This window comes from Paenibacillus sp. J22R3 (genome assembly GCF_056269305.1).
In genome coordinates this window covers 1454138-1473378 of record NZ_JBWDNS010000002.1, presented here as the reverse complement: position 1 = coordinate 1473378, position 19241 = coordinate 1454138, and the positions used below count along the sequence as shown (strand labels likewise).

The following is a 19241-nucleotide window of genomic DNA, read 5'->3' as shown; positions in this document are numbered from 1 at the left end:
CCTCTCTTTGGAATTTAGACCTGGTCCGCCACAAGCCGGCGATAGATCGCATAAGCAGCAAGCTTCCCTTGCTGCGCAGCCGAGACGACCATCGCTTCGCCTTGCCCATCGCCGAAAATAATATCGCCTGCCGCATAGATTCGATCGTTCGAGGTTAAATAGGTAGCTGGATCGACCGTCACGATGCCGCGTTTATGCACGAGGCCAAACTGATCGACCAACGACGCATGTCTGGACTGTCCGATCGCTTTAACAATCGCATCTGCCTCGATAGTGAACTCACTGCCTGGTATCGCTACTGGCCGAGCCCTGCCGCCTTCCTCAGACGCCTCAAGCTTCATGCGAATACATGCGATCCCCTTCACACGACCCTGCTCATCGCCAATAATGCGAAGCGGCGCAGTCAGCCATCGAAAGGCAACACCGTCGCTCTTGGCAAACTCGTACTCAAACTCGTAGGCCGTCATCTCCTGCTGTGAGCGACGATAGCAGATCTCCACGCGAGATGCACCCATTCGCACGGAGCAGGTTGCCGCATCAATTGCGGTGTTGCCTGCTCCGATGACTACGACATTGCGGCCGCTCAGCTCTGCAGTGAGCGATACTTTGGTTAACTCAACCAGCTCGATCGCATCATATACGCCTGCAAGCTCTTCACCGGGAATGCCCAGCATCGGCACCTTCGACATGCCTGCGGACAGTAACACCGCATCATATCCGTCGAGCAACTCCTCAGCAGAGACGTCGCGACCGACTGCCGTGTTTGTGCGGATATCGACGCCTAACCGGCGCACTTGCTCGACCTCCCACAGAGCAATCGGCTGCGGCAGCCGGAACGACACGATTCCATATGTGTTTAGCCCGCCTGCCTGCTCCTTTGCTTCAAATACGGTCACCGCAAATCCGAACCGGGCCAGCTCCCGCGCAGCAGACAATCCTGCCGGCCCGCCTCCGACGACTGCAACGGAACGCCCGTTGCGGGCGCCGGCAGTGAATAACTGCTGCTCGTTCTTGATGGCCCAGTCCGTCGCATAACGCTGCAGGTCGCCGATCCGGATCGGTTTGGAGGAATGATTCAGCACGCATGCGCCTTCGCAGAGCTCTTCTGTCGGGCAAACGCGCGAGCAGCTGGCGCCAACGGGATTGGCGTCCATGATGGTGCGGGCCGAGCCGGTAAGGTTGCCGGTTGCTATTTTTTTGATGAAAGAGGGAATGTTGATGCCTGTCGGACATGCCTGTATGCAAGGTGCATCGTAGCAATAGAGACAGCGATTGGATTCTTCGATGGCTTCCTTCGGCCGCATCCCCGCCTTCACTTCGGCAAAATTTCGCTTTAACGCTTCAACCGAAATATACAAGGCTTATCCCCCTTCCTCTTCCCCATCGACTGAAGACATGCGCACAATCGTGCGATACAGCAGCTCTACACCTAGCTCGATATCCTCCGGCGTGGAATATTCCAGCGGATTATGGCTAATTCCGTCCTTGCACCTTACAAAAATCATTCCATACTCACATACATGCGACATGGCAAGCGAATCATGGAACGGACCGCTCATCAGCTCAGGCGGCGTGTAATCAAGCAGCTGAGCTGCCTCTTCCCGCATCACTTGCTTGATTCGCTCTGCGCAATATCTCGCCTCACTGTTCGTATCTTCGCGCACCGTGTAGGTCAAACCATGCTCGCTCGCCGTTTCCTCCAGAATCCGCCACAGCTGCGACTCCCGCTCTCTACGGCGCTCCATATCGATATCCCGGAGATCAATCGTGAACGTTACTTTCTCCGGAATGATGTTGCGCGAGTTCGGGAATACGCGCAATGCGCCAACGGTCCCGACTGTCGGCGCCCCCGGCTCTGAGCGAGCCAGCGCATTCAGCGCCGTAATGACGCTGGCGGCCCCGACCAGAGCGTCTCTGCGCATCGGCATCGGCACGGAACCGGCATGTCCCGCAAAACCCGTCATCTCGATCGTCAGCCAGAGCGGACCGGAGATCCCGCTTACAATGCCGATCGGACGCCCCATTGCTTCCAGCACCGGTCCCTGCTCTATGTGCAGCTCTAGAAATGCCCCTACTGACCCTTCACGATAGCGGGCCGCTTCGAATCCATCCGGGTCGCCGCCGAAATCCAGCAATGCTTCGCGTCTTGTCACACCGGCAGCATCAGTCCGCTCAAGCTCCCCTTCCTCCAGCTTCCCGGTGATGCCCCGGACACCGAACAAACCCTTGTTGAACCGACAGCCTTCCTCATCGCAGAAGGCAGCTATTTCGATGGGCATTTCAGGCACAATACCTCGCTCCGTCATTGTCTGTACCGCCTCCAGCGCACCGAGCACGCCGATGACGCCATCGAATCGTCCGCCATAGGGCTGCGAGTCAATATGCGAACCGGCCATCAGCAGCGGTTTACCGGAATCGTTGCCTTCAAGCCGACCGAATAAATTGCCGAAAGCGTCGATTCGTGCCTGCAAACCGGCTTCTTCCATCCATCGTTTGACTAGCAGCACGCCTTGCAAATCCTCTTGCGACAGCGCGAGCCGGCATACGCCGGTATCGCCAAGCTTGCCGATTTGTGCCAATTCATCGATTCTGCGATGCAGTCTCTCTCTGTTGATCGCCAAGCTCCCGGATGCTGTCATGCTCCTTCGACTCCTTTCTTGTTCAACCGGCTGGTTGAGTAGTTGCTAAAGCCCCGATTGCCGCGATTACGGTTCCTGCTATAAATTCAAGCTCTTCATCCGAAGTAATAAGCGGCGGGCAGAGCGTAATAATGTTGTTGAAGCCCGGAACGGTGTCGCCGTTCTTCCCAACGAGCAAACCGCGGCGCCTGCATTCTCCGATGACGCTGAGCACCTTGTCTGCAGTTGCCGGGAGCTTCGACGCTTGATCCTCCACAAGCTCAATCCCACATGCTGAGCCGAACAATCTTATGTCGCCGACGTTTGGATGCGTTCGCAGGACTTGAAGGCGCTGACCGAGCTCTTGCCCCAAATAGGCCGACCGTTCCACCAACCGTTCCTCTTCCAGAATCGCCAAGTTCGCCAGCGCAACCGCGCACGATACTTGATTGCCTCCAAATGTATTCACATGCCGGAAGTGGCTGTTCGCTTCCTTCGTCTTAAAGCTGTCGTACAAGCTCGCACGCACAGCCGTAGCCGAGAGAGGTGAATACCCGCTGGTCAGTCCTTTCGCCATCGTTACGATGTCCGGCACTACGCCGTAATTGTGATGACCAAATCGCTCACCCGATCGGCCGAATCCACAGATGACCTCATCCATGATGAGCAGTACGCCATACTTATCACAAATCTCGCGTACCTTCGGCAAATATTCAGGCGGAGGCACGATCATGCCGCCACCGGTAATGACCGGCTCCATAATGACGCCTGCGACGGAATCCGCGCCTTCCCAATTAATCGCGTCCTCGATCGCTTCTGCACATTCCAGCTTGCAGCTGCCTTGGGTTTGTCCAAACGGGCAGCGATAGCAATATGGCGGCGGCACATGCTCGAAACCTGCACCAAGCGGCTCGTACTTCAGCTTGCGCTGCGCTTGGCCGGTTGCGCTTAGAGCACCGAAGGAGCTTCCGTGGTAGGCACGATGCCTGGCAATAAACTTATGGCGGGTCGGCTCCCCATTTTGATGAAAATGCTGCCTAGCAATCTTGAAAGCTACTTCGTTCGCGTCCGAGCCGGAATTAGAATAGAAAATACGATAATCGCTGCCCAGCCATTCGTTGATCTTCTCCGCCAGCTCAATTGCCGGAACATGAGTCTGCATCATAGGCGAGTATGCAATCGTCTTCATTTGCTCATAAGCAGCCCGCGCAATCGACTCTCTGCCATGACCGACATTCACGCACCAGAGTCCCGACATGCCGTCGAAATACCTTTTGCCCTCCGCATCCGTTATCCAGCAGCCATCCCCGGAAACAAAAATCAGCGGGTTGTCATTATGAGGCGAAATATGATGCCATACGTACTTCCGATCCTTCGAAAGCAGCTCCTCCGTGCCGGATACCGATTGATCGCCGCTCATTTCCCCACCCCTTCATCCATCTCAATCTACTTCTTAGTTCAGTTTATTCGGCCTCTTTCGTCGATATGGCAATAGGTTGTCATTTCTTATTCGGATGGACAATAATATGTACATACAGGTATGCTCATCCAAACCGGGAGGTCACTGATGATGATCGAAAACTGCATTCATAGGCAGATGGAGCTCATTTCAAACGACAATTGTTACGTACACCGGATTGTGCAAACGCGGCAAGGCGATTCCGCCATTCTGTACTCCCCGAATAAGGGCTTTGATATCCATGCGAGAATTGTGTTTGCATCAGGTATTGCGACCAAACGTCATCGGAATGACCTCAGTATGTACATCACTTCTATTGAAGGTCAGTGCGCTTGGATTCTCCAATACATTCGCATTCTGGGGGAGAAAATCAATCAAGGCTACGGCTCATTAATGATGGAACAGTTATTAACGCGGGCTGTGGAGGAGAATATTCGTCATATCGAGGGACGTATGCAGGCTGCCGAACATAAGGAGCATCTGGAGAGGCTCCGTCATTTCTACACCAAGTTCGGCTTCACGATCGATGAGCAGAATCGAATTCATTGGACTAATAAAAATTTTTAAAATGGGACTTGCATAAATTATTTTCTCTGTGGTAAGATACGTCTTGTGTTTCGGTAAAAACGCGCGCCGGTGTAGCTCAGTTGGTAGAGCAACTGACTTGTAATCAGTAGGTCGGGGGTTCGAATCCTCTCGCCGGCACCACTTACCGCGGGACGTAGCTCAGCTTGGTAGAGCACCTGGTTTGGGACCAGGGGGTCGCATGTTCAAATCGTGTCGTCCCGACCATATATACATAATGTATCATAGAATAGAGTCATAGAAGAGAACCTTGAGCGCTAAGCTCAAGGTTTTTTTTATTGTTTGAATATCACTACGACGCATTGACGCTTCAATTTAGCACATGCTATATTCAGGAAATGATAGAAACGCTTACATCAGCTTCGCAGGAAAGGATGACCATTGTGGCAAAGCAGCCCAAGATATCGGTAGCAGGAAGCTTGAATATGGACCTCGTTCTGAAAATGCAGCGGATGCCGAAGGTTGGCGAAACCGTGCAAGGCGATGAAATCCACTACATTTCCGGGGGAAAAGGCGCTAACCAGGCCGTCGGTTGTGCACGGCTCGGCGCAGAGGTTAAGATGATCGGTGCCGTTGGCGAGGATGCCTTCGGATCGGAAATTATGGAACGGATGCGGAATTTCGGTGTGCATACGGAAGCCATCTCCGTGCTTGAAGGTGCTTCGACAGGCACGGCGACCATCATGCACACGTCAGAGGATAATTGCATCGTCATCGTGCCTGGCGCAAACGGGCACAATAGCGCTGAAAGCATCAAGGCGCATGCTGAGCTGATCCAACAATCGGATATGCTCATCGTTCAGTTGGAAATCCCGATGCCTGCTGTAGAGACCGCGCTTCGGATTGCACGTGAAGCCGGCGTGCGCACGGTTCTGAACCCGGCCCCTGCCCTTCCGCTTACGGAAGCGCAAATTGCGCTGGCGGATTATTTTACGCCGAACGAGACTGAGTTTGAGTTGTATTGCGGTGTGTCGATCACTTCGGAGGAGCAGCTGTTCGAACGAATGACCGACTGGCAGAAACGGTATCCGCACCAAACCTTGATTGTCACACGCGGTAAACATGGCATTTCATGCGCCACTGCTGATGGCATCGTCACCGTGGCTGCCCCAATTGTGAAAGTCGTAGACACGACCGGTGCCGGAGATTCGTTTAATGCAGCGCTCTGCTTCGGCATCGCAAGCGGCTGGCCACTTGACCAGACGCTGCCGCTGGCTGTCAAAGCAGCCTCCTATTCCGTAACCGTATTCGGCGCGCAGGACGGCATGCCGACACTTCAGAACTTGAGTTAGTTTGTTTGATGAAAAGGAGCTGAGCGGCTTAGGTGCGCTTAGCTCCTTTTTGGCATCATGAAGACTAGCGTTACACAAGCTAATGTAGACCTCTGGGTAAGCTACTTTCTCCCATTTTCCAGACTTCCTGCTAATGTAGACCTCTAGGTACGCTACTTACCGCTCATGTGCGGTTCCCAGTACCTCTCATTTGCTCCAATCCACCTTTCTTCGCTCATGTGCGGTTCCCAGTACCTCTCTTAGCTCCAAACCTCCATTTTCTCACTTATGAGCGGTACCCAGTACCTCTCTTTCGCGCGGCTCCCCCATCATCTGCTACAACGCAAAGAGAGACCTTCTCAAAAGTCGCTTTGCGAACGTTTGAGACAGTCCCTCTCCTAAACCCTATATATAACTTTTCAATGAAGGCGCCTTTCGCACCTTGCTGCGCTGCTCATAAGCATAAGCCAATTGAATCAGCCGCGGTTCGCTATAAGCCTTGCCTGAGAATGTAACGCCGAACGGGACGCCGGCTGAGGTGTAGCCAGCCGGGACAATTATGGATGGATACCCTGCCCGGGCCGTTATGCGTGAGCCAAAGTCCGCCGGGAACAACAAAGCGTCCAATCGATCTTCCCTCATAACGGCATCGATGCCTTCAACCTGGCATAGCCGGAGATCCGTTAGTCGATCCCTTAAATACTGTGTCTCCGTTAGTGTGCCGGAAGTGTTTTTTTCAGCGAGCAGCAGTAAGGATTGGCCGTATTTCAACGTTTCCTCTGGATGCGCTTCATTGAACCCGATGATCTCCGCCAAGGAGCGGACCGGTGCGTTCGAGGGCAGCGCGGACAGATACGCATGAAGTGAGCCTTTGAACTCATTCAAGATGACTGAGGAATAGGCAATTTCCCTAGCTGTCGGAATATTGGCTGGATCAATAATTTCGGCACCGAGCTCACGCATCGTTCTAAGCGCTTGGTCGAAGATGTCCAACTGCTCCGGCGTTAACTCTTCAAAATAATAATCGCGCGGAACACCGATGCGAGCCCCTTCCAATCCGCCTAACTCAAGAAACTGTGCGTAGTCCGTCTGACGCTTCCCTAAACTGCTGCCCATGGCCGGATCTGCCTCATCCACCTGCACCAACGCATCGAGCAGCAAAACAGCATCCGTAACGGTTCGTGCCATCGGGCCTGCCGTGTCCTGGCTATTGGAAAGCGGGAGAATACCTGAGCGGCTAACGAGTCCAACCGTCGGCTTGATGCCAACGGTAGAACTCAAATTGGCCGGATTAATAATGGAGCCGGATGTTTCAGTGCCGATTGCCGCCATGCAGAAATTACAAGAAACAGCAACCCCTGAGCCTGAGCTTGATCCACCGGTAGGCGTCGAAATATTATAAGCATTTAGTACTTGTCCACCTCGGGAGCTGTATCCGGAGGGCATGCCTTCTGTCATAAAATTCGCAAACTCAGTCATATTCGCTTTGCCCAGTATGACTGCCCCCGCTTCACGAAGCTGCTTTACAATGAAAGCATCTTCACCGGCATAGAGGCTTGCAAGTGCGAGTGAGCCTGCGCTTGTGTGCATTTTGTCACCGGTGTTAATGTTGTCCTTCAGCAGGATCGGAATGCCGTGCAGCGGACCTCTAGCCCCGCGATTCGCTCGCTCGGCGTCAAGTGCATCCGCGATAAACAAGGCATCGGGATTCAGCTCAAGCACAGAATTAATGGTGAGGCCATTCTTGTCATGATCAGCAATGCGCTCCATGTAGATCAGAACTAACTCTCTGGATGTGATTTCACCGTTTTCCATCGCAGCCTGCATATCAGCTATGGTGGCTTCTTCGATTACAATGCTCATCTTCTTCCCCTCCGGCTATGGATAAACGTCACTCACACACAATCTAGTTCTATTGTACATGATCGCTATAAACTTTGTGGGAAGAAAAAGAGCCTAGATTCGGTAGTAGTGTACCGCATCTAGGCTACATGTCTTTGATTGTCTCGTATCACTCGTGATTACACTCTCCACGATTCATAGCCGTCACTCCAGTACGGGACAGCTCCAAGATTTCATACGGTTTCAGCAGCTCGATTAAAGAAGCTATTTTATCTTGTTCGCCAACAACTTGAACAATTAGACTCTCTACTCCAATATCGACAATCGAAGCACGAAAGGATTCAACAATACTAATAATCTGCGGTTTCACTTTGGACAGTGCGCTTACTTTGATAAGTGCAAGCTCGCGATCAACCAGCGGATTTGCAGTTAACTCATCAATTTGAATAACATCAATAAGTTTATTAAGCTGTTTGTTCACTTGGTCGAGCATTTTATCATCGCCGGATGTCAAAATAATCATACGAGATAATCCTGCTTCTTCTGATTGTCCTACCGTTATACTGTCAATGTTGAAGCCTCGGCGTCCGAATAATCCGGCAACTCGCTGCAATACACCCGGATGGTTGTTTACAAGAACAGAAATCGTATGTCGTTTCATGATTCATCCCCCATAATCATGTCATCGATCGTGGAACCGGGGGTAACCATCGGAAAGACATTCTCATCTTGACTGATAACAAAATCGATTAGAACAGGTCCCGGTGTTTCCAAAGCTTCGTTCCATACTCGATGAGCCTCTTCTTGATTGGATGCCCTGAGCCCTTTAACGCCGTAGGCTTCTGCCAATTTCACGAAATCCGGACTGCCAGAGAGATCCATATGACTAAAGCGATTGTCATAAATAATTTCTTGCCATTGCCGGATCATCCCGAGGACCTGATTATTCAGAATGACGATCTTCACAGGAATGTTATGAGCCGCGCAAACCGCAAGCTCTTGTGCACACATCTGAAACCCGCCGTCACCATTGACGGAAACTACAACTCGGTCCGGGAGACCTACCTGTGCCCCAATCGCAGACGGTAAACCAAAGCCCATCGTGCCAAGTCCACCTGAGGTAATTAACGAACGCGGGTGCTTAAACTGATAAAATTGAGCAGCCCACATTTGATGCTGGCCTACGTCCGTTGTGACGACTGCTTCACCATTGGTCGTTTCGCTGATCATTTCAATGACGAATTGTGGTTTTAGCGTGATTTCGGAATTCGTGTAACGAAGTGGATACTTATTTTTGTTTGCTTGAATTTCTGACAGCCATGCTTCTGATTGGCTGGGCTTGGCATGATGAAGATTCGCCTGTTGAAGTACGGATTTCACATCGCCGATACAAGGAATGGCCGTTTCAACGATTTTTCCAATTTCCGCCGGATCGATATCGATATGTGCGATCGTTCTCGCCTTAGGAGCAAATCCACTGGTTTTCATCGTTACTCTGTCATCAAAACGTGCTCCAATACTGATGAGAAGATCGCAATTTTGTAACGCTCTATTGGCTGTGTAAGTTCCGTGCATGCCGGGCATACCCATCCATAATTCATGCGCACTCGGAAATCCGCCTAAACCAAGCAATGTCGTCGTAACGGGGATCCGGGTTTTCTCGACAAATTCAAGTAAATCCTTGGCTGCATCGGAATAGATAACGCCGCCGCCGGCCAGAATGACAGGACGTTCGGCTTCTCCGATTGCGACAAGCAACTTCTCGATTTGCGTCATATTCGGTTGAATGTCCGGACGATATCCCCTGACCTCAGGCTTATCTGTCGTCGGATGTTGATAGTTCATCATTTGACTGGATACATCCTTTGGAATATCGATCACAACAGGGCCTTTTCGTCCAGTGGAAGCAATGTAGAAGGCCTCATGAATAACCTTGGGCAGTTCATTGACATCATGAACTAAATAGTTATGCTTCGAGATTGGCAATGTAATGCCTGTGATATCCGCTTCCTGAAATGCATCCGTACCCAGTAGAGCTGTCGAGACGTTGCCAGTAATAATAACCAGTGGAACAGAGTCCATATTAGCAGTAGCAATCCCCGTAACCAGATTAGTTGCCCCAGGTCCCGAAGTTGCAAAACAAACCCCAACTTTACCCGTTGCACGCGCATAGCCGTCTGCAGCATGGATCGCCCCTTGTTCATGACGAGATAAAATATGCTTAAACTGCGGCATCTCATGAAAAGCGTCATAAATGTTTAGGACACTTCCTCCCGGGATTCCAAACACGCACTCCACACCTTCAAGCAGTAAACTTCGGATAAGAGCCTCTGAACCGGTAACCCTATCGTTCTTTGTGAGATTATTCATCCATTCATGAGTCGATTGCTGGATCTCTATAGGTTTCATTTATTTATCCTCCCATCGAAGCTGCAGTGTTACCACCCGAAGCCGTTATTGCTCCTGTTGCCCCATTCTATGAGATTCAAAATAATAGATCAATATCGTTGTTTCTATGCAAATGATAGATAATATCTATCGTTCATTTGAATGACAACAAAAAATCCCTCCGAAGAGGGATTCTCAATTGTTATTTGTGTTTAGAACGTGCTCGCAGGCGTTGTATCCGAGCACCAGCGTGTATTGAACAGCTCTTGAATCAACACTTCATGCGCTTCCGGCGTGCCGATATAGCGCAGCGCTTCAAGTGCGTGGCCGCGGACATAACGGTTCTCGTGTGCCAGCTGCTCTGCCAATGCCGGAACAGCATCTGCAGCGTCTTTGCCGATTCGAACAAGCGACAGACCTGCTGTGAAGCGAACTTGCGTATCCTCGTCCTGCAAGCCTTTGATCAGAGCGGGAACGACTAGCTTTGCATTCGCGCTGATCATACCGAGGGCGTCAACTGCAGTGCGTCTTATTTTCGCGGACGGGTGATCCAGTTGAGCCGCTACGTGAGAAACAGCTCGATCTGCGTAACCTCTTAGCTCCGACAAAGCGAAGATGGCATGGTTAACGACATCTTCATTCTCAGCGCGAAGCGCTTGAAGCAATCCTTCAACAGCTTCCTCGCCGGCTACGGACAATCCGTAAGAAGCGATACGGGATACTTTCTTCTCCAGCTCAAGTGCGCCTAGCAAGGCTTGAACGCCTGCTTCGCCTCTTGTCGCAAGCTCGTAGGCGGCATTCAAAGCATCCTGCTCTTCGCTTCCGTTCAAACGAGTTGAAAGGCTGGCAATTTCTGCAGCATCAGCTGGCTTCGTGCCCGCAAGCGCCGCAGTATTGCCGGACATCCAGTTCCAAACCTCTTCGGCAATCGGATTGTTGCTCTCATCTCCTGCAACAGCAGCCCAGGACTGCTCTTGATTGTCCCAAGTCGGCGATTGCGGAGCTTCCGTACGCATGAATTCGAATTTCAGCATGAAGCGCGGCTTGCCGATCAAGTTCGGAGTCGAACGATGCCAAATATCATAGTGGATCAGCGCAAATGTCCCCGCTTCTCCGTTTGCAGTCGCTTCCTCTGCCGTTTCATCCGAAGCAAAGGTGCGGCTGTCTTGATATTGCGTGCCAGGCATAACACCTGTTGGCCCAAGCTCAATAGGCGTATCTTGCGGGAAGTACATAATCATTGCCCACCATGGGTGATGATTGCGCAACCGGTTGTAGCCCCAGTAGCTGTCTTTGTGCCAGCCGCCCGGCTTCGGTACGGAGTTGTAATGTCCGTGTCTGTGCGTATGGAGCAAATAATTCGGGCCAAGCACGCTGGTCAACGCCCCGGTGATAACCGGGTTCTCAAATACGCGCTGCAAGTCGCGAATCCGCGGCAAAATGTTGTTGCCCGGGTTGCCTTCGGTATCATAAATACTATTGAGCTGCTCTACTAAACGCTCGTGAAATTCACGCGGGAAATCTGTTTTTAGAATAAGAAAGCCATCTGTAATAAACGATTTGACTTGTTCATCAGTCAACAAAAGGGGTTGCGCAGTCGTCATTTCTGTTGAGCCTCCTATAGGATTACTTCTTCAACTTGATTATAGGAGGATGCTGCCACCGATGTAATGGCTAGAAATAAGAATGAAGGTGCTAAAACTAAGATTGCGGTTTCATGAACCCTCGAAATGCTCTATGATAAGAGAAAATCATTCAAATGCCTTATAGCCGGGAGAATTCCAATGACGATATTACGTGCAGATCACGCCTTAACCGATCTCTTACGCGCACTTCAAATCGACGTCATCACCGCTCACAAAACACAGGTGACCACCGAGTGGGTCGATATGGACTACGTGCCCGAATATAATAAGTTCTATTATATTGTGGAAGGAGAAGGCTGGCTGAAGGTGGACAATCAGGAGATGCTGCCATCCCCTGGCGAGATCTGCTTGATGCCTGCTTTCACGAAACAATCCTATTCCGTTCTTAATGGGAAGAAGCCGTTCCTCAAATATTGGTGCCACTTCACGGCTTCAATCGGTCCCTTTGACTTATTCCAATGGATCGGCGTTCCGCTGTACATTGGCATTGCCGATCAAGAAGAAATGACCGCCTTGTTCAAGCTGCTGGTCAGCCTGCGGCAAAGCGATTCCGTCATCTCACGGCTGCGTGAGAAGTCGATTATGCTGGAGATTATTGCGCGGTATTTGGAGCATGTGCCGATTACGATTTTGCAGCATCGCTCGGAGGATCTGAAGCGAATTCAGTTCATCCAGGAATATATCGACAGCCATATGGCCGGTCATTTGCGCATCGAGGATATGGCGAAGGCGGCTCATTTGCATCCGAATTATTTTATCGCCTATTTCAAGAAGCATTTCGGAGTGCCGCCGCTTAAATACGTCAGTCGCAAACGAGTGGATAAAGCAAAGATCCTACTGACGAGCACGACACAGAGCATCAAGGAAATTGCGGATCAGATCGGTTTTAAGGAAACGAACCATTTCGCTAAATTCTTTCGCAAAGAAACCGGGCAAAGCCCGACGGAATATCGCACACTCCATACGTAGAATACAGCAAAAAGGCGTTCCCCTGCAGATTAATAGCTGCAGGTAGGAGCGCCTTTGTCGTTGCATAAGCTACAAATTCTTCATCGTCGACACCATGACCTCGCCCGTCAGCCATCTGCGCATGAGCAGCAGGATCAACAACGACGGGAGCGATATGATGGCGCCGGCGAGCAGCAGGTCAGCCTGCGAATATACAGGTCCCGCATCACCGATCTCATTCATCGCGTTAACGAACGTCATGAGCGGCGGAAACGTCTGCGGATTCGTCAAGTGGACGAAAGCCTGCGTGAACGAGCTCCACAGCATAACGAAATGAAGAGCTCCCAGCGCGAGAAGCGGCTTCCAGATGGAAAGTATGTAAACGTTGAAGAAGATAAATGTCTCTCCTCGACCCGCCGCGGCTGCCTCTTCCCTGCGATTGCCGAATTTACGGTTAAAGATGCTCTTCAAGATGAAGATAGGCAGAATCGAGTAGAACCCCGTGAAAAACAGCGGGAATATCGTATTGCTCATATGTAAGTCCCGATAAAACAAATATTCATGAAACGTTGAGCTGCTAATAGTCAGCAATGCCAGCAGCATGAGCTTATACAGCCCCCTTCCCGGCAAATCCGTGACGGTTAGCGGGAAAGCAAGCGCCGCCGTAATGATCATGAAGACGGTGACCGCAACCAAGTCCATGACCATATACAGCACATAGCGATAAGGACTTAGCAAATGATCTGGCACGGAGCCGGACAATTGATGCATAAATGGATAAATGAAGAGCAAGTACAGCAGGATGAATACGGCTGAAGAAAGTACGATACTGATCAGGATGCCGGCGGTATTTTTCCCTTTGCCGGTTGATTGGATAGCAGCAGCACCGCTAGCTGAAGGAAACAACTCACGCGCGAACAGACCTCTAATGAGAAAGTATGCAAGCAGGGAGCAACTAAATTGAACGACAAACTGAAATAGGGCTAGCGGTCCGGCCAGATTGTATTCGGCATTCATAAACACCGTTCGGAAACCAAAGCTATCCAGTGTATCCCCTGTCTCCATTACCAGCGGATTGACCAGCAATCGCTGCAGCTCCGAATCCATCGTCAGAAGCGATCCCAGCTGCATAAGCATGAATGCCGTAACAGCCTTCATTGCAGGGATGACGTTGCGGTGCAAATAGCTGCTGCGAGCTCGAATGCTTCCGTTGTCCATTGCCGCTTGTCTTGCACCTATCGCCGTAAGAGCGATCAGAATGGGAATGCCGCAGGTTTTGAACACTTCTACAAGAACGAGTGTCATTGGAAACAGCTCCGAATGTGCGAGCGGCATCGATTGGATACCGAACGGAGACTGGCTCTGCGATAGAGTAAGCATCGTAATATAGACGATAATTGCCGATGGAATGAAGTAAGGGATCAGGAACAAGGTGGTTAATCCGCCTCTAAGCCTGCGGAACCCTATGCCGCTAAGCGCGAGAGCTGCACCGAGCGCGAAGATGCCGCCGACTGCCGTATATGCAAGCTTCATCGATAACGTGTTGCTTAGTACGGACGTAAACGCAGGCAGATTAAACAGGTTACGGAAATTCTCCAACCCTACCCAGTCGCTGCCGTATAACCCTTTAAAGATGACAAAATTGACAAATGAACCGTACAGCATCATGAAGAATGGAATTCCTTTGAAAATCAACCAAAGCAGTAATGGCGGGATGACGAGTAAATAATGCATCCGGTACTTCCAAATCCGTTGCAGCATTGAAGTAACTTCCTCCTAATGGATATTCATCCGTGTTCTTCCTCTCTTCTATTCGACAAAAAAGAGGATTGTCCCTCCGTCACCTTCCGGCGACTTCAGAACAACCCTCTTCTTTATTACTTACTATCTACGAATACGGTTACCGAAGTATTCTTTGGAATCGGAGCTGAACCCTAGTGTTAGCGGCCCTAGCAGCGCGTCATCGTCTGTTTTATAAGTAACAAGAACTACGTTGCCTTTCTTAGCTACATAATCCTCGTATGCTTTCTTCTTGTCATCTTGTGGGAAGAGTGCTGCATCAGAAGCAGGTACGATTGTAACTTCTGCTTCGTCTTTCTTCGTTACCACATGTTTCTTCTGATCATCGGAAAGCTGTTTCCAAGCAAGCTCACGATATTCAGTTACTTGTGCCGGGGATAGCGCAGCAGATTGCTCTGTCACTACCAGGAATTGAAGCGGGCTGATTGGCGGAAGGCTCTTCGTCATCGCAGGACCATAGTAAGCGCGAACTTTCATGCCAGCTTTCAAAGCCGACCATTCAATCGGTTGACGCTCGGTATCACGGATCGTTGTTTCTTTACCGGAATTAAGAACCAGTGTAGTTTCTTTGGCGTCGCCGAATTTCACTTGCCAGCCTTCGCTTGTTTTCTCGACGGATTGAATGACATCTTCTTTAACCAAGCGTTCAGTACCAACTACAACCTTCACGGCATGCGATTGACCTGGGTAGCTCATTGCAACGATTGGGCCGTATTCAGCCGTAAGCTCGAAGCCTGCTTTCAAATCTTTAGCAGCAAACGGCTTGCCTTCTTGATTCGTAAGTACGGTTTCTTTATCGACAGTCAATACGATCCAGTTGTTTTGGCCTCTGCCAACTACACTGATCTGTACGGAACCATCTTGAGTAGGACGAACATCTTCGATAATGCCGGACACATTAATCAAATTCGACTCGCCTTCCTCCGGTTGATTTTTGGAAGTAAGTTCAAGAACTTTCGTTTTTGCGTTATAGTGCAGCTCGTAACCAAGCGCTGCCGCTTCGCCGCGTGCTGGGAGATAGGCTTGGCCATTAATAAATACCGGCTCCAAGGAAGTTGCTTTACCGTCTACAGTAACATCAATGTCACCGCGGAGGAATCCATTTACTTTCTTCATAAAACCGGATGCTTCTACTGCTGCTGTTGTGCCAAGTAGCCCCGCAATCGTTGCTACAATGATGAGTTTCTTCTTGTTCATTATTTCGTTCTCCCTTCGCGTTCTGTTCTAGTGGTTGTAGGCCTACATGATCTCCAGACGCGCCTACCTACAGAAAGGTTGCAATAAAAAATAAAAAAACGATCTGGACGCTATCGTCCAGACCGAATCAAGCTAATGGTGATCATCCTCATACCATGGATTTAAATGAACGAGCACTTCATCTACTTCCGGATGGGCGTCCATCAATTTCTTCTTGATGGTTCTAATAATATCATGTCCTTCTTGTATGGAAAGCGTTCCGAGGACCGCGACCCTAGCATCCACTAGCACGTAATGACCATGCTCTCTTGCACGCAATCGATCAATCCGTTTCACTTCAGGAACTTCGCGCAAATGCTCCGTTATATCCTCGATTTTCTCCGGACTTAGACTCTTGTCCATCAGGACATCAGCCGTCTCTCGCGCCATATCGATACCCAGCTTCAATACGAGGAGGGATACGATCACCCCTGCCGCGGGATCACCGTAGCTGAGCCAGCTAATGTCCATCCTCTCTCCCAACCAGCCAAGACCAATCCCAACCGTTGCTGCCAATGAAGCATAGACATCGGCCAAATGGTCGTATGCGGTAGCGAGCATGGCTTTACTCTTCGATTCCTTCCCGATGCGCATCGTGTACATATATAGAAATTGCTTGGCGATCAAGGAAACGATTGCGGCTGCAAGTGCGATGAGATGCGCTTCTGTCGGCGGCTCGAAGAACGTGAGTACGGCATGATAACCCATATATAAAGCGGCGGCAATGAGGATAAAAGCAACAATTCCCGCTCCAAGCACCTCGGCCTTGCCATGTCCGTAGGGATGATCCTCATCCGGCGGTTTGCCCGAGACGCGCATAGAGCTGTACGCCGTAGCCGTTGCGATAACGTCGCCGGCATTGTGAATACCGTCTGCAATGAGAACTTGACTCTGAAACAATATACCGACGATTAGCTTAATACCAGTCAGAAGCACATTGCTGATCAGAGAGATCCACATCGCGACGATGGATGCTTTGCTTTCCATGTGTCCCTCTTCATTCCCCTCTTCTGCCATCGATCATAATAATGGAGATATTACACTTTATGACATTCAAACGCAAGGTACGGAAGCACAAAACAGGCTCTTCCGAGGAAGTCGGAAAAGCCTGTTTTGCTTGAAGCGATTATGGCTGGGTTGCGGCTGCTTTCGCTTGTCTGGCGAGCTCAGGCAAATGTGCTTGATTCTCTTGAATTTGGCGCAGATGGCGCAACCGCTCGCTGCTTGCACCACGCAGCACGGCTTCGCCATGGAGCTCTTCCACCCAATAAGGGGCGAATGTGCTCACATACTCATGCAGCTCAGCCATATGCTCTTCCGTATAATGTCTGGAGAAATTAATCAATAGCACACGCCGATTATTCCCGCCGCCAAAAGCAGCATGTTTCATATAGTTATTGAAGACCAGCAAGTCCCCGGGTCTAATCTCGAGCGGCACAGCCGGCAGGTCTGCGCGATCAACGCCCCACTGTCCCTGCATATCCGCCTTATGAATGTGCTCTTTAAGAAGTTCGGTAAACTGATCACCGATATAATGGCTGCCCGGAATGACGCGCAGCGCACCTGTTTCTTTGGTAACCGGATCTAAGTAGAAGGATACATTGAGGCTCTTGAGATTACCAGGCCAACGCTTATCCATCGAAGTATCGGAGTGCCAGCCCGTGTCCCCGACATATTTGTTACCCGCACTCGTCAGATAGTTGTAGTCGTCACCAAGCAGCGTGGAACAAATCATGTGTACGCGCGGATCATCAAGCAGCGAAGCCAGCTTCTCGCTGTGGCCCAGAAAAGCGACGATCGTGGATGTTTTCTTGAAATTATGCGGCTTGCCGTTGAAGTTTCCCCCGTGTTTCGTAAATACGGCATCAAACTCTTCCGTAATCTCCATGATACGATCCTGCATTAACCCCCGAAATACCAAATACCCGAACGTGTCGAAGAACGCTTTCTGCTGGCTCGATACAGTGAATTCCTGCATAACAGCTACACACACTCCCGCCAATAATTTGAGAATCGACTACTCGCATATGGTTCATTGTCTATCCTCAACCTATTTCGACTCGTTCAAGAGTATTCCTGCCGCTTGGCTCTGTCGGGCTTATGCCTGCCGAACTAACTGCTGGCTTATCTATGAATCAACTGCTCTCTGCGCGGCCCAACCGAAACGGTCGACACGCGAACACCTATCGATGCTTCTACAAAACGGACATAGGCCTGCGCTTCTTGCGGCAGCTCGTCGAAAGTTCTTGCTTCGGATATCGAACACTTCCAGCCGGGCAGCGATGTCCAGATCGGTTTGGCCTCTTCGAGCTGGGCTGTAACGGGAAACCGTTCGATCTTCTTGCCATCCGCAAGCAGATAACTTGTGCAAATCGGAATTTGATCCAAGTAACCGAGCACATCGAGGTTGGTAAGCGCAACCTCAGTTGCGCCCTGCACCATGCAGCCGTACCTTGTTGCAACGGCGTCGAACCAGCCTACTCGTCTCGGACGGCCGGTCGTCGCACCGAACTCGCCTGCGTCTCCGCCTCGTAACCGCAGCTCATGTGCTTCATCGCCGCTTAGCTCCGCCACGAATGGTCCGGCGCCAACGCAGCTGGAGTAAGCTTTGGTAACGGCAATGACATGCCCAATCGCATAGGGAGGAATACCAGCTCCAACGGCAGCAAAGCCGGATAAGGTAGAAGAGGAAGTTGAGTACGGATAAATGCCATGATCGGGATCACGGAGGGCACCGAGCTGACCTTCGACCAGAATGGACTCGCCTCTCATCCATGCTTCATGCAGCAGACTTGTCGTATCCGCCAAATAAGGGCGAAGCTTCTCCCCATACGCCATGAGCTCCGAGATATAATCATCGGCTTTCACAGGCAATTGCCCATACAAGTGCTGCAGTGTCACGTTCTTCGCTGCGAGCATCTGTTCCAAGCGTCGATAGAGGCGATCCCTATCGAACAGCTCTGCTGCTTGAATACCAAGCTTTGCGTACTTATCCGCATAGAAAGGCGCGATTCCGCGTCTGGTCGAACCAAAGCTCCGCTCGCCAAGTCGATCTTCCTCGAGTCCATCGAATTGGACATGTATCGGCACCACAACCTGCGCCCGCTCCGAAACGACCACTTTCGGCTTCGGCACACCGCGCACTTGCAGCTCTTCGATTTCTCTCATAAGCATATTCACGTCAACAGCGGTACCCGGACCAATCACATTCGTCACGTTTGGATAAAACACCCCGGATGGCAGCATGTGTAGAGCAAACTTCCCATAGCCGTTAATGATCGTATGACCTGCGTTGCTGCCTCCTTGAAATCGAACGACATAGGAAGACTGTGCTGCCAGTACATCCGTCAGCTTTCCTTTGCCTTCATCTCCCCAATTTGCACCTACAATGGCCGTTACCGTCATAGAGCCACGCCTCCTAATTGTTGATCCTTCCTTACAAATTTGA

Annotated in this window: 15 protein-coding genes and 2 tRNA genes; 5 read left to right on the top strand and 12 right to left on the bottom strand. The window is 50.7% G+C overall.

Annotation, left to right across the window (positions count from 1 at the left end):
• Positions 1-14: 14 nt before the first annotated feature.
• From AC0YN4_RS14555 to AC0YN4_RS14545, 3 genes are read right to left on the bottom strand one after another with little or no spacing between them, the layout of a single operon-like run.
• Complete coding sequence (locus AC0YN4_RS14555) at positions 15-1358, bottom strand: NAD(P)-dependent oxidoreductase (RefSeq protein WP_475836071.1); 1344 nt, start codon at positions 1356-1358, stop codon at positions 15-17.
• A 3-nt stretch (positions 1359-1361) separates the two neighbouring features.
• Positions 1362-2639 (bottom strand): M20 family metallo-hydrolase, encoded by a 1278-nt coding sequence (locus AC0YN4_RS14550; protein ID WP_475780401.1) that lies wholly within the window; start codon positions 2637-2639, stop codon positions 1362-1364.
• Positions 2640-2661: 22 nt separating this feature from the next.
• A complete protein-coding gene (locus tag AC0YN4_RS14545; protein ID WP_475836070.1) occupies positions 2662-4038 on the bottom strand; it encodes an aminotransferase in 1377 nt (458 codons plus the stop codon).
• A gap of 147 nt (positions 4039-4185) precedes the next feature.
• On the opposite strand from AC0YN4_RS14545, the gene AC0YN4_RS14540 reads away from it, so the two are divergent.
• From AC0YN4_RS14540 to rbsK, 4 genes are all read left to right on the top strand, one after another.
• Positions 4186-4644, top strand: coding sequence for an N-acetyltransferase (locus AC0YN4_RS14540; protein ID WP_475836069.1), 459 nt, complete (start codon positions 4186-4188; stop codon positions 4642-4644).
• 65 nt (positions 4645-4709) lie between these two features.
• Positions 4710-4785: transfer RNA gene (locus AC0YN4_RS14535), tRNA-Thr, on the top strand.
• Between the two features lie 7 nt (positions 4786-4792).
• Positions 4793-4869: transfer RNA gene (locus tag AC0YN4_RS14530), tRNA-Pro, on the top strand.
• A gap of 167 nt (positions 4870-5036) precedes the next feature.
• Complete coding sequence (rbsK, locus tag AC0YN4_RS14525; RefSeq protein ID WP_475836068.1) at positions 5037-5954, top strand: ribokinase; 918 nt, start codon at positions 5037-5039, stop codon at positions 5952-5954.
• Positions 5955-6338: 384 nt separating this feature from the next.
• On the opposite strand, the gene AC0YN4_RS14520 is transcribed toward rbsK, so the two are convergent.
• The 4 genes from AC0YN4_RS14520 to AC0YN4_RS14505 form a co-directional block, all read right to left on the bottom strand.
• On the bottom strand, positions 6339-7796 hold the full coding sequence (locus tag AC0YN4_RS14520) for an amidase family protein (RefSeq protein WP_475836067.1): 1458 nt from the start codon (positions 7794-7796) through the stop codon (positions 6339-6341).
• Between the two features lie 148 nt (positions 7797-7944).
• Positions 7945-8436: an acetolactate synthase small subunit gene (gene ilvN, locus AC0YN4_RS14515; RefSeq protein ID WP_475836066.1), complete on the bottom strand. Its 492-nt coding sequence runs from the start codon at positions 8434-8436 to the stop codon at positions 7945-7947.
• Positions 8433-10145 carry a biosynthetic-type acetolactate synthase large subunit gene (gene ilvB, locus AC0YN4_RS14510; RefSeq protein WP_475836065.1) on the bottom strand — a complete coding sequence of 571 codons (1713 nt, stop codon included), beginning with the start codon at positions 10143-10145 and terminating at the stop codon, positions 8433-8435. Before ilvB ends, ilvN begins: the two co-directional genes overlap by 4 nt.
• A gap of 230 nt (positions 10146-10375) precedes the next feature.
• Positions 10376-11767 carry a HEAT repeat domain-containing protein gene (locus tag AC0YN4_RS14505; protein ID WP_475780394.1) on the bottom strand — a complete coding sequence of 464 codons (1392 nt, stop codon included), beginning with the start codon at positions 11765-11767 and terminating at the stop codon, positions 10376-10378.
• Positions 11768-11947: 180 nt separating this feature from the next.
• On the opposite strand from AC0YN4_RS14505, the gene AC0YN4_RS14500 reads away from it, so the two are divergent.
• Entirely contained in the window at positions 11948-12778 is an 831-nt protein-coding gene (locus AC0YN4_RS14500; protein WP_475780393.1) for a helix-turn-helix domain-containing protein, read from the top strand.
• 69 nt (positions 12779-12847) lie between these two features.
• Here the strand turns inward: AC0YN4_RS14500 and AC0YN4_RS14495 are convergent, their stop codons facing one another.
• The 5 genes from AC0YN4_RS14495 to AC0YN4_RS14475 all read right to left on the bottom strand — a co-directional run bounded on the left by AC0YN4_RS14495 (position 12848) and on the right by AC0YN4_RS14475 (position 19198).
• On the bottom strand, positions 12848-14518 hold the full coding sequence (locus tag AC0YN4_RS14495; RefSeq protein WP_475780392.1) for a hypothetical protein: 1671 nt from the start codon (positions 14516-14518) through the stop codon (positions 12848-12850).
• Between the two features lie 123 nt (positions 14519-14641).
• On the bottom strand, positions 14642-15754 hold the full coding sequence (locus AC0YN4_RS14490) for a hypothetical protein (RefSeq protein ID WP_475780391.1): 1113 nt from the start codon (positions 15752-15754) through the stop codon (positions 14642-14644).
• Positions 15755-15886: 132 nt separating this feature from the next.
• Positions 15887-16780, bottom strand: a complete 894-nt coding sequence (locus tag AC0YN4_RS14485) for a cation diffusion facilitator family transporter (RefSeq protein WP_475780390.1) — start codon at positions 16778-16780, stop codon at positions 15887-15889.
• Positions 16781-16919: 139 nt separating this feature from the next.
• Positions 16920-17771, bottom strand: a complete 852-nt coding sequence (locus tag AC0YN4_RS14480; protein ID WP_475780389.1) for a phytanoyl-CoA dioxygenase family protein — start codon at positions 17769-17771, stop codon at positions 16920-16922.
• A 146-nt stretch (positions 17772-17917) separates the two neighbouring features.
• On the bottom strand, positions 17918-19198 hold the full coding sequence (locus tag AC0YN4_RS14475) for an adenylosuccinate synthase (protein WP_475780388.1): 1281 nt from the start codon (positions 19196-19198) through the stop codon (positions 17918-17920).
• Between the last annotated feature and the right edge of the window lie 43 nt (positions 19199-19241).

Bases quoted from the DNA above. Each gene is read 5' to 3' on its own strand.
- AC0YN4_RS14550 (WP_475780401.1), bottom strand. From the start codon at position 2,639: ATGACAGCATCCGGGAGCTTGGCGATCAACAGAGAGAGACTGCATCGC.
- AC0YN4_RS14545 (WP_475836070.1), bottom strand. From the start codon at position 4,038: ATGAGCGGCGATCAATCGGTATCCGGCACGGAGGAGCTGCTTTCGAAG.
- AC0YN4_RS14540 (WP_475836069.1), top strand. From the start codon at position 4,186: ATGATGATCGAAAACTGCATTCATAGGCAGATGGAGCTCATTTCAAAC.
- rbsK (WP_475836068.1), top strand. From the start codon at position 5,037: ATGACCATTGTGGCAAAGCAGCCCAAGATATCGGTAGCAGGAAGCTTG.
- AC0YN4_RS14520 (WP_475836067.1), bottom strand. From the start codon at position 7,796: ATGAGCATTGTAATCGAAGAAGCCACCATAGCTGATATGCAGGCTGCG.
- ilvN (WP_475836066.1), bottom strand. From the start codon at position 8,436: ATGAAACGACATACGATTTCTGTTCTTGTAAACAACCATCCGGGTGTA.
- ilvB (WP_475836065.1), bottom strand. From the start codon at position 10,145: ATGAATAATCTCACAAAGAACGATAGGGTTACCGGTTCAGAGGCTCTT.
- AC0YN4_RS14505 (WP_475780394.1), bottom strand. From the start codon at position 11,767: ATGACGACTGCGCAACCCCTTTTGTTGACTGATGAACAAGTCAAATCG.
- AC0YN4_RS14500 (WP_475780393.1), top strand. From the start codon at position 11,948: ATGACGATATTACGTGCAGATCACGCCTTAACCGATCTCTTACGCGCA.
- AC0YN4_RS14495 (WP_475780392.1), bottom strand. From the start codon at position 14,518: ATGCTGCAACGGATTTGGAAGTACCGGATGCATTATTTACTCGTCATC.
- AC0YN4_RS14490 (WP_475780391.1), bottom strand. From the start codon at position 15,754: ATGAACAAGAAGAAACTCATCATTGTAGCAACGATTGCGGGGCTACTT.
- AC0YN4_RS14485 (WP_475780390.1), bottom strand. From the start codon at position 16,780: ATGGAAAGCAAAGCATCCATCGTCGCGATGTGGATCTCTCTGATCAGC.
- AC0YN4_RS14480 (WP_475780389.1), bottom strand. From the start codon at position 17,771: ATGCAGGAATTCACTGTATCGAGCCAGCAGAAAGCGTTCTTCGACACG.
- AC0YN4_RS14475 (WP_475780388.1), bottom strand. From the start codon at position 19,198: ATGACGGTAACGGCCATTGTAGGTGCAAATTGGGGAGATGAAGGCAAA.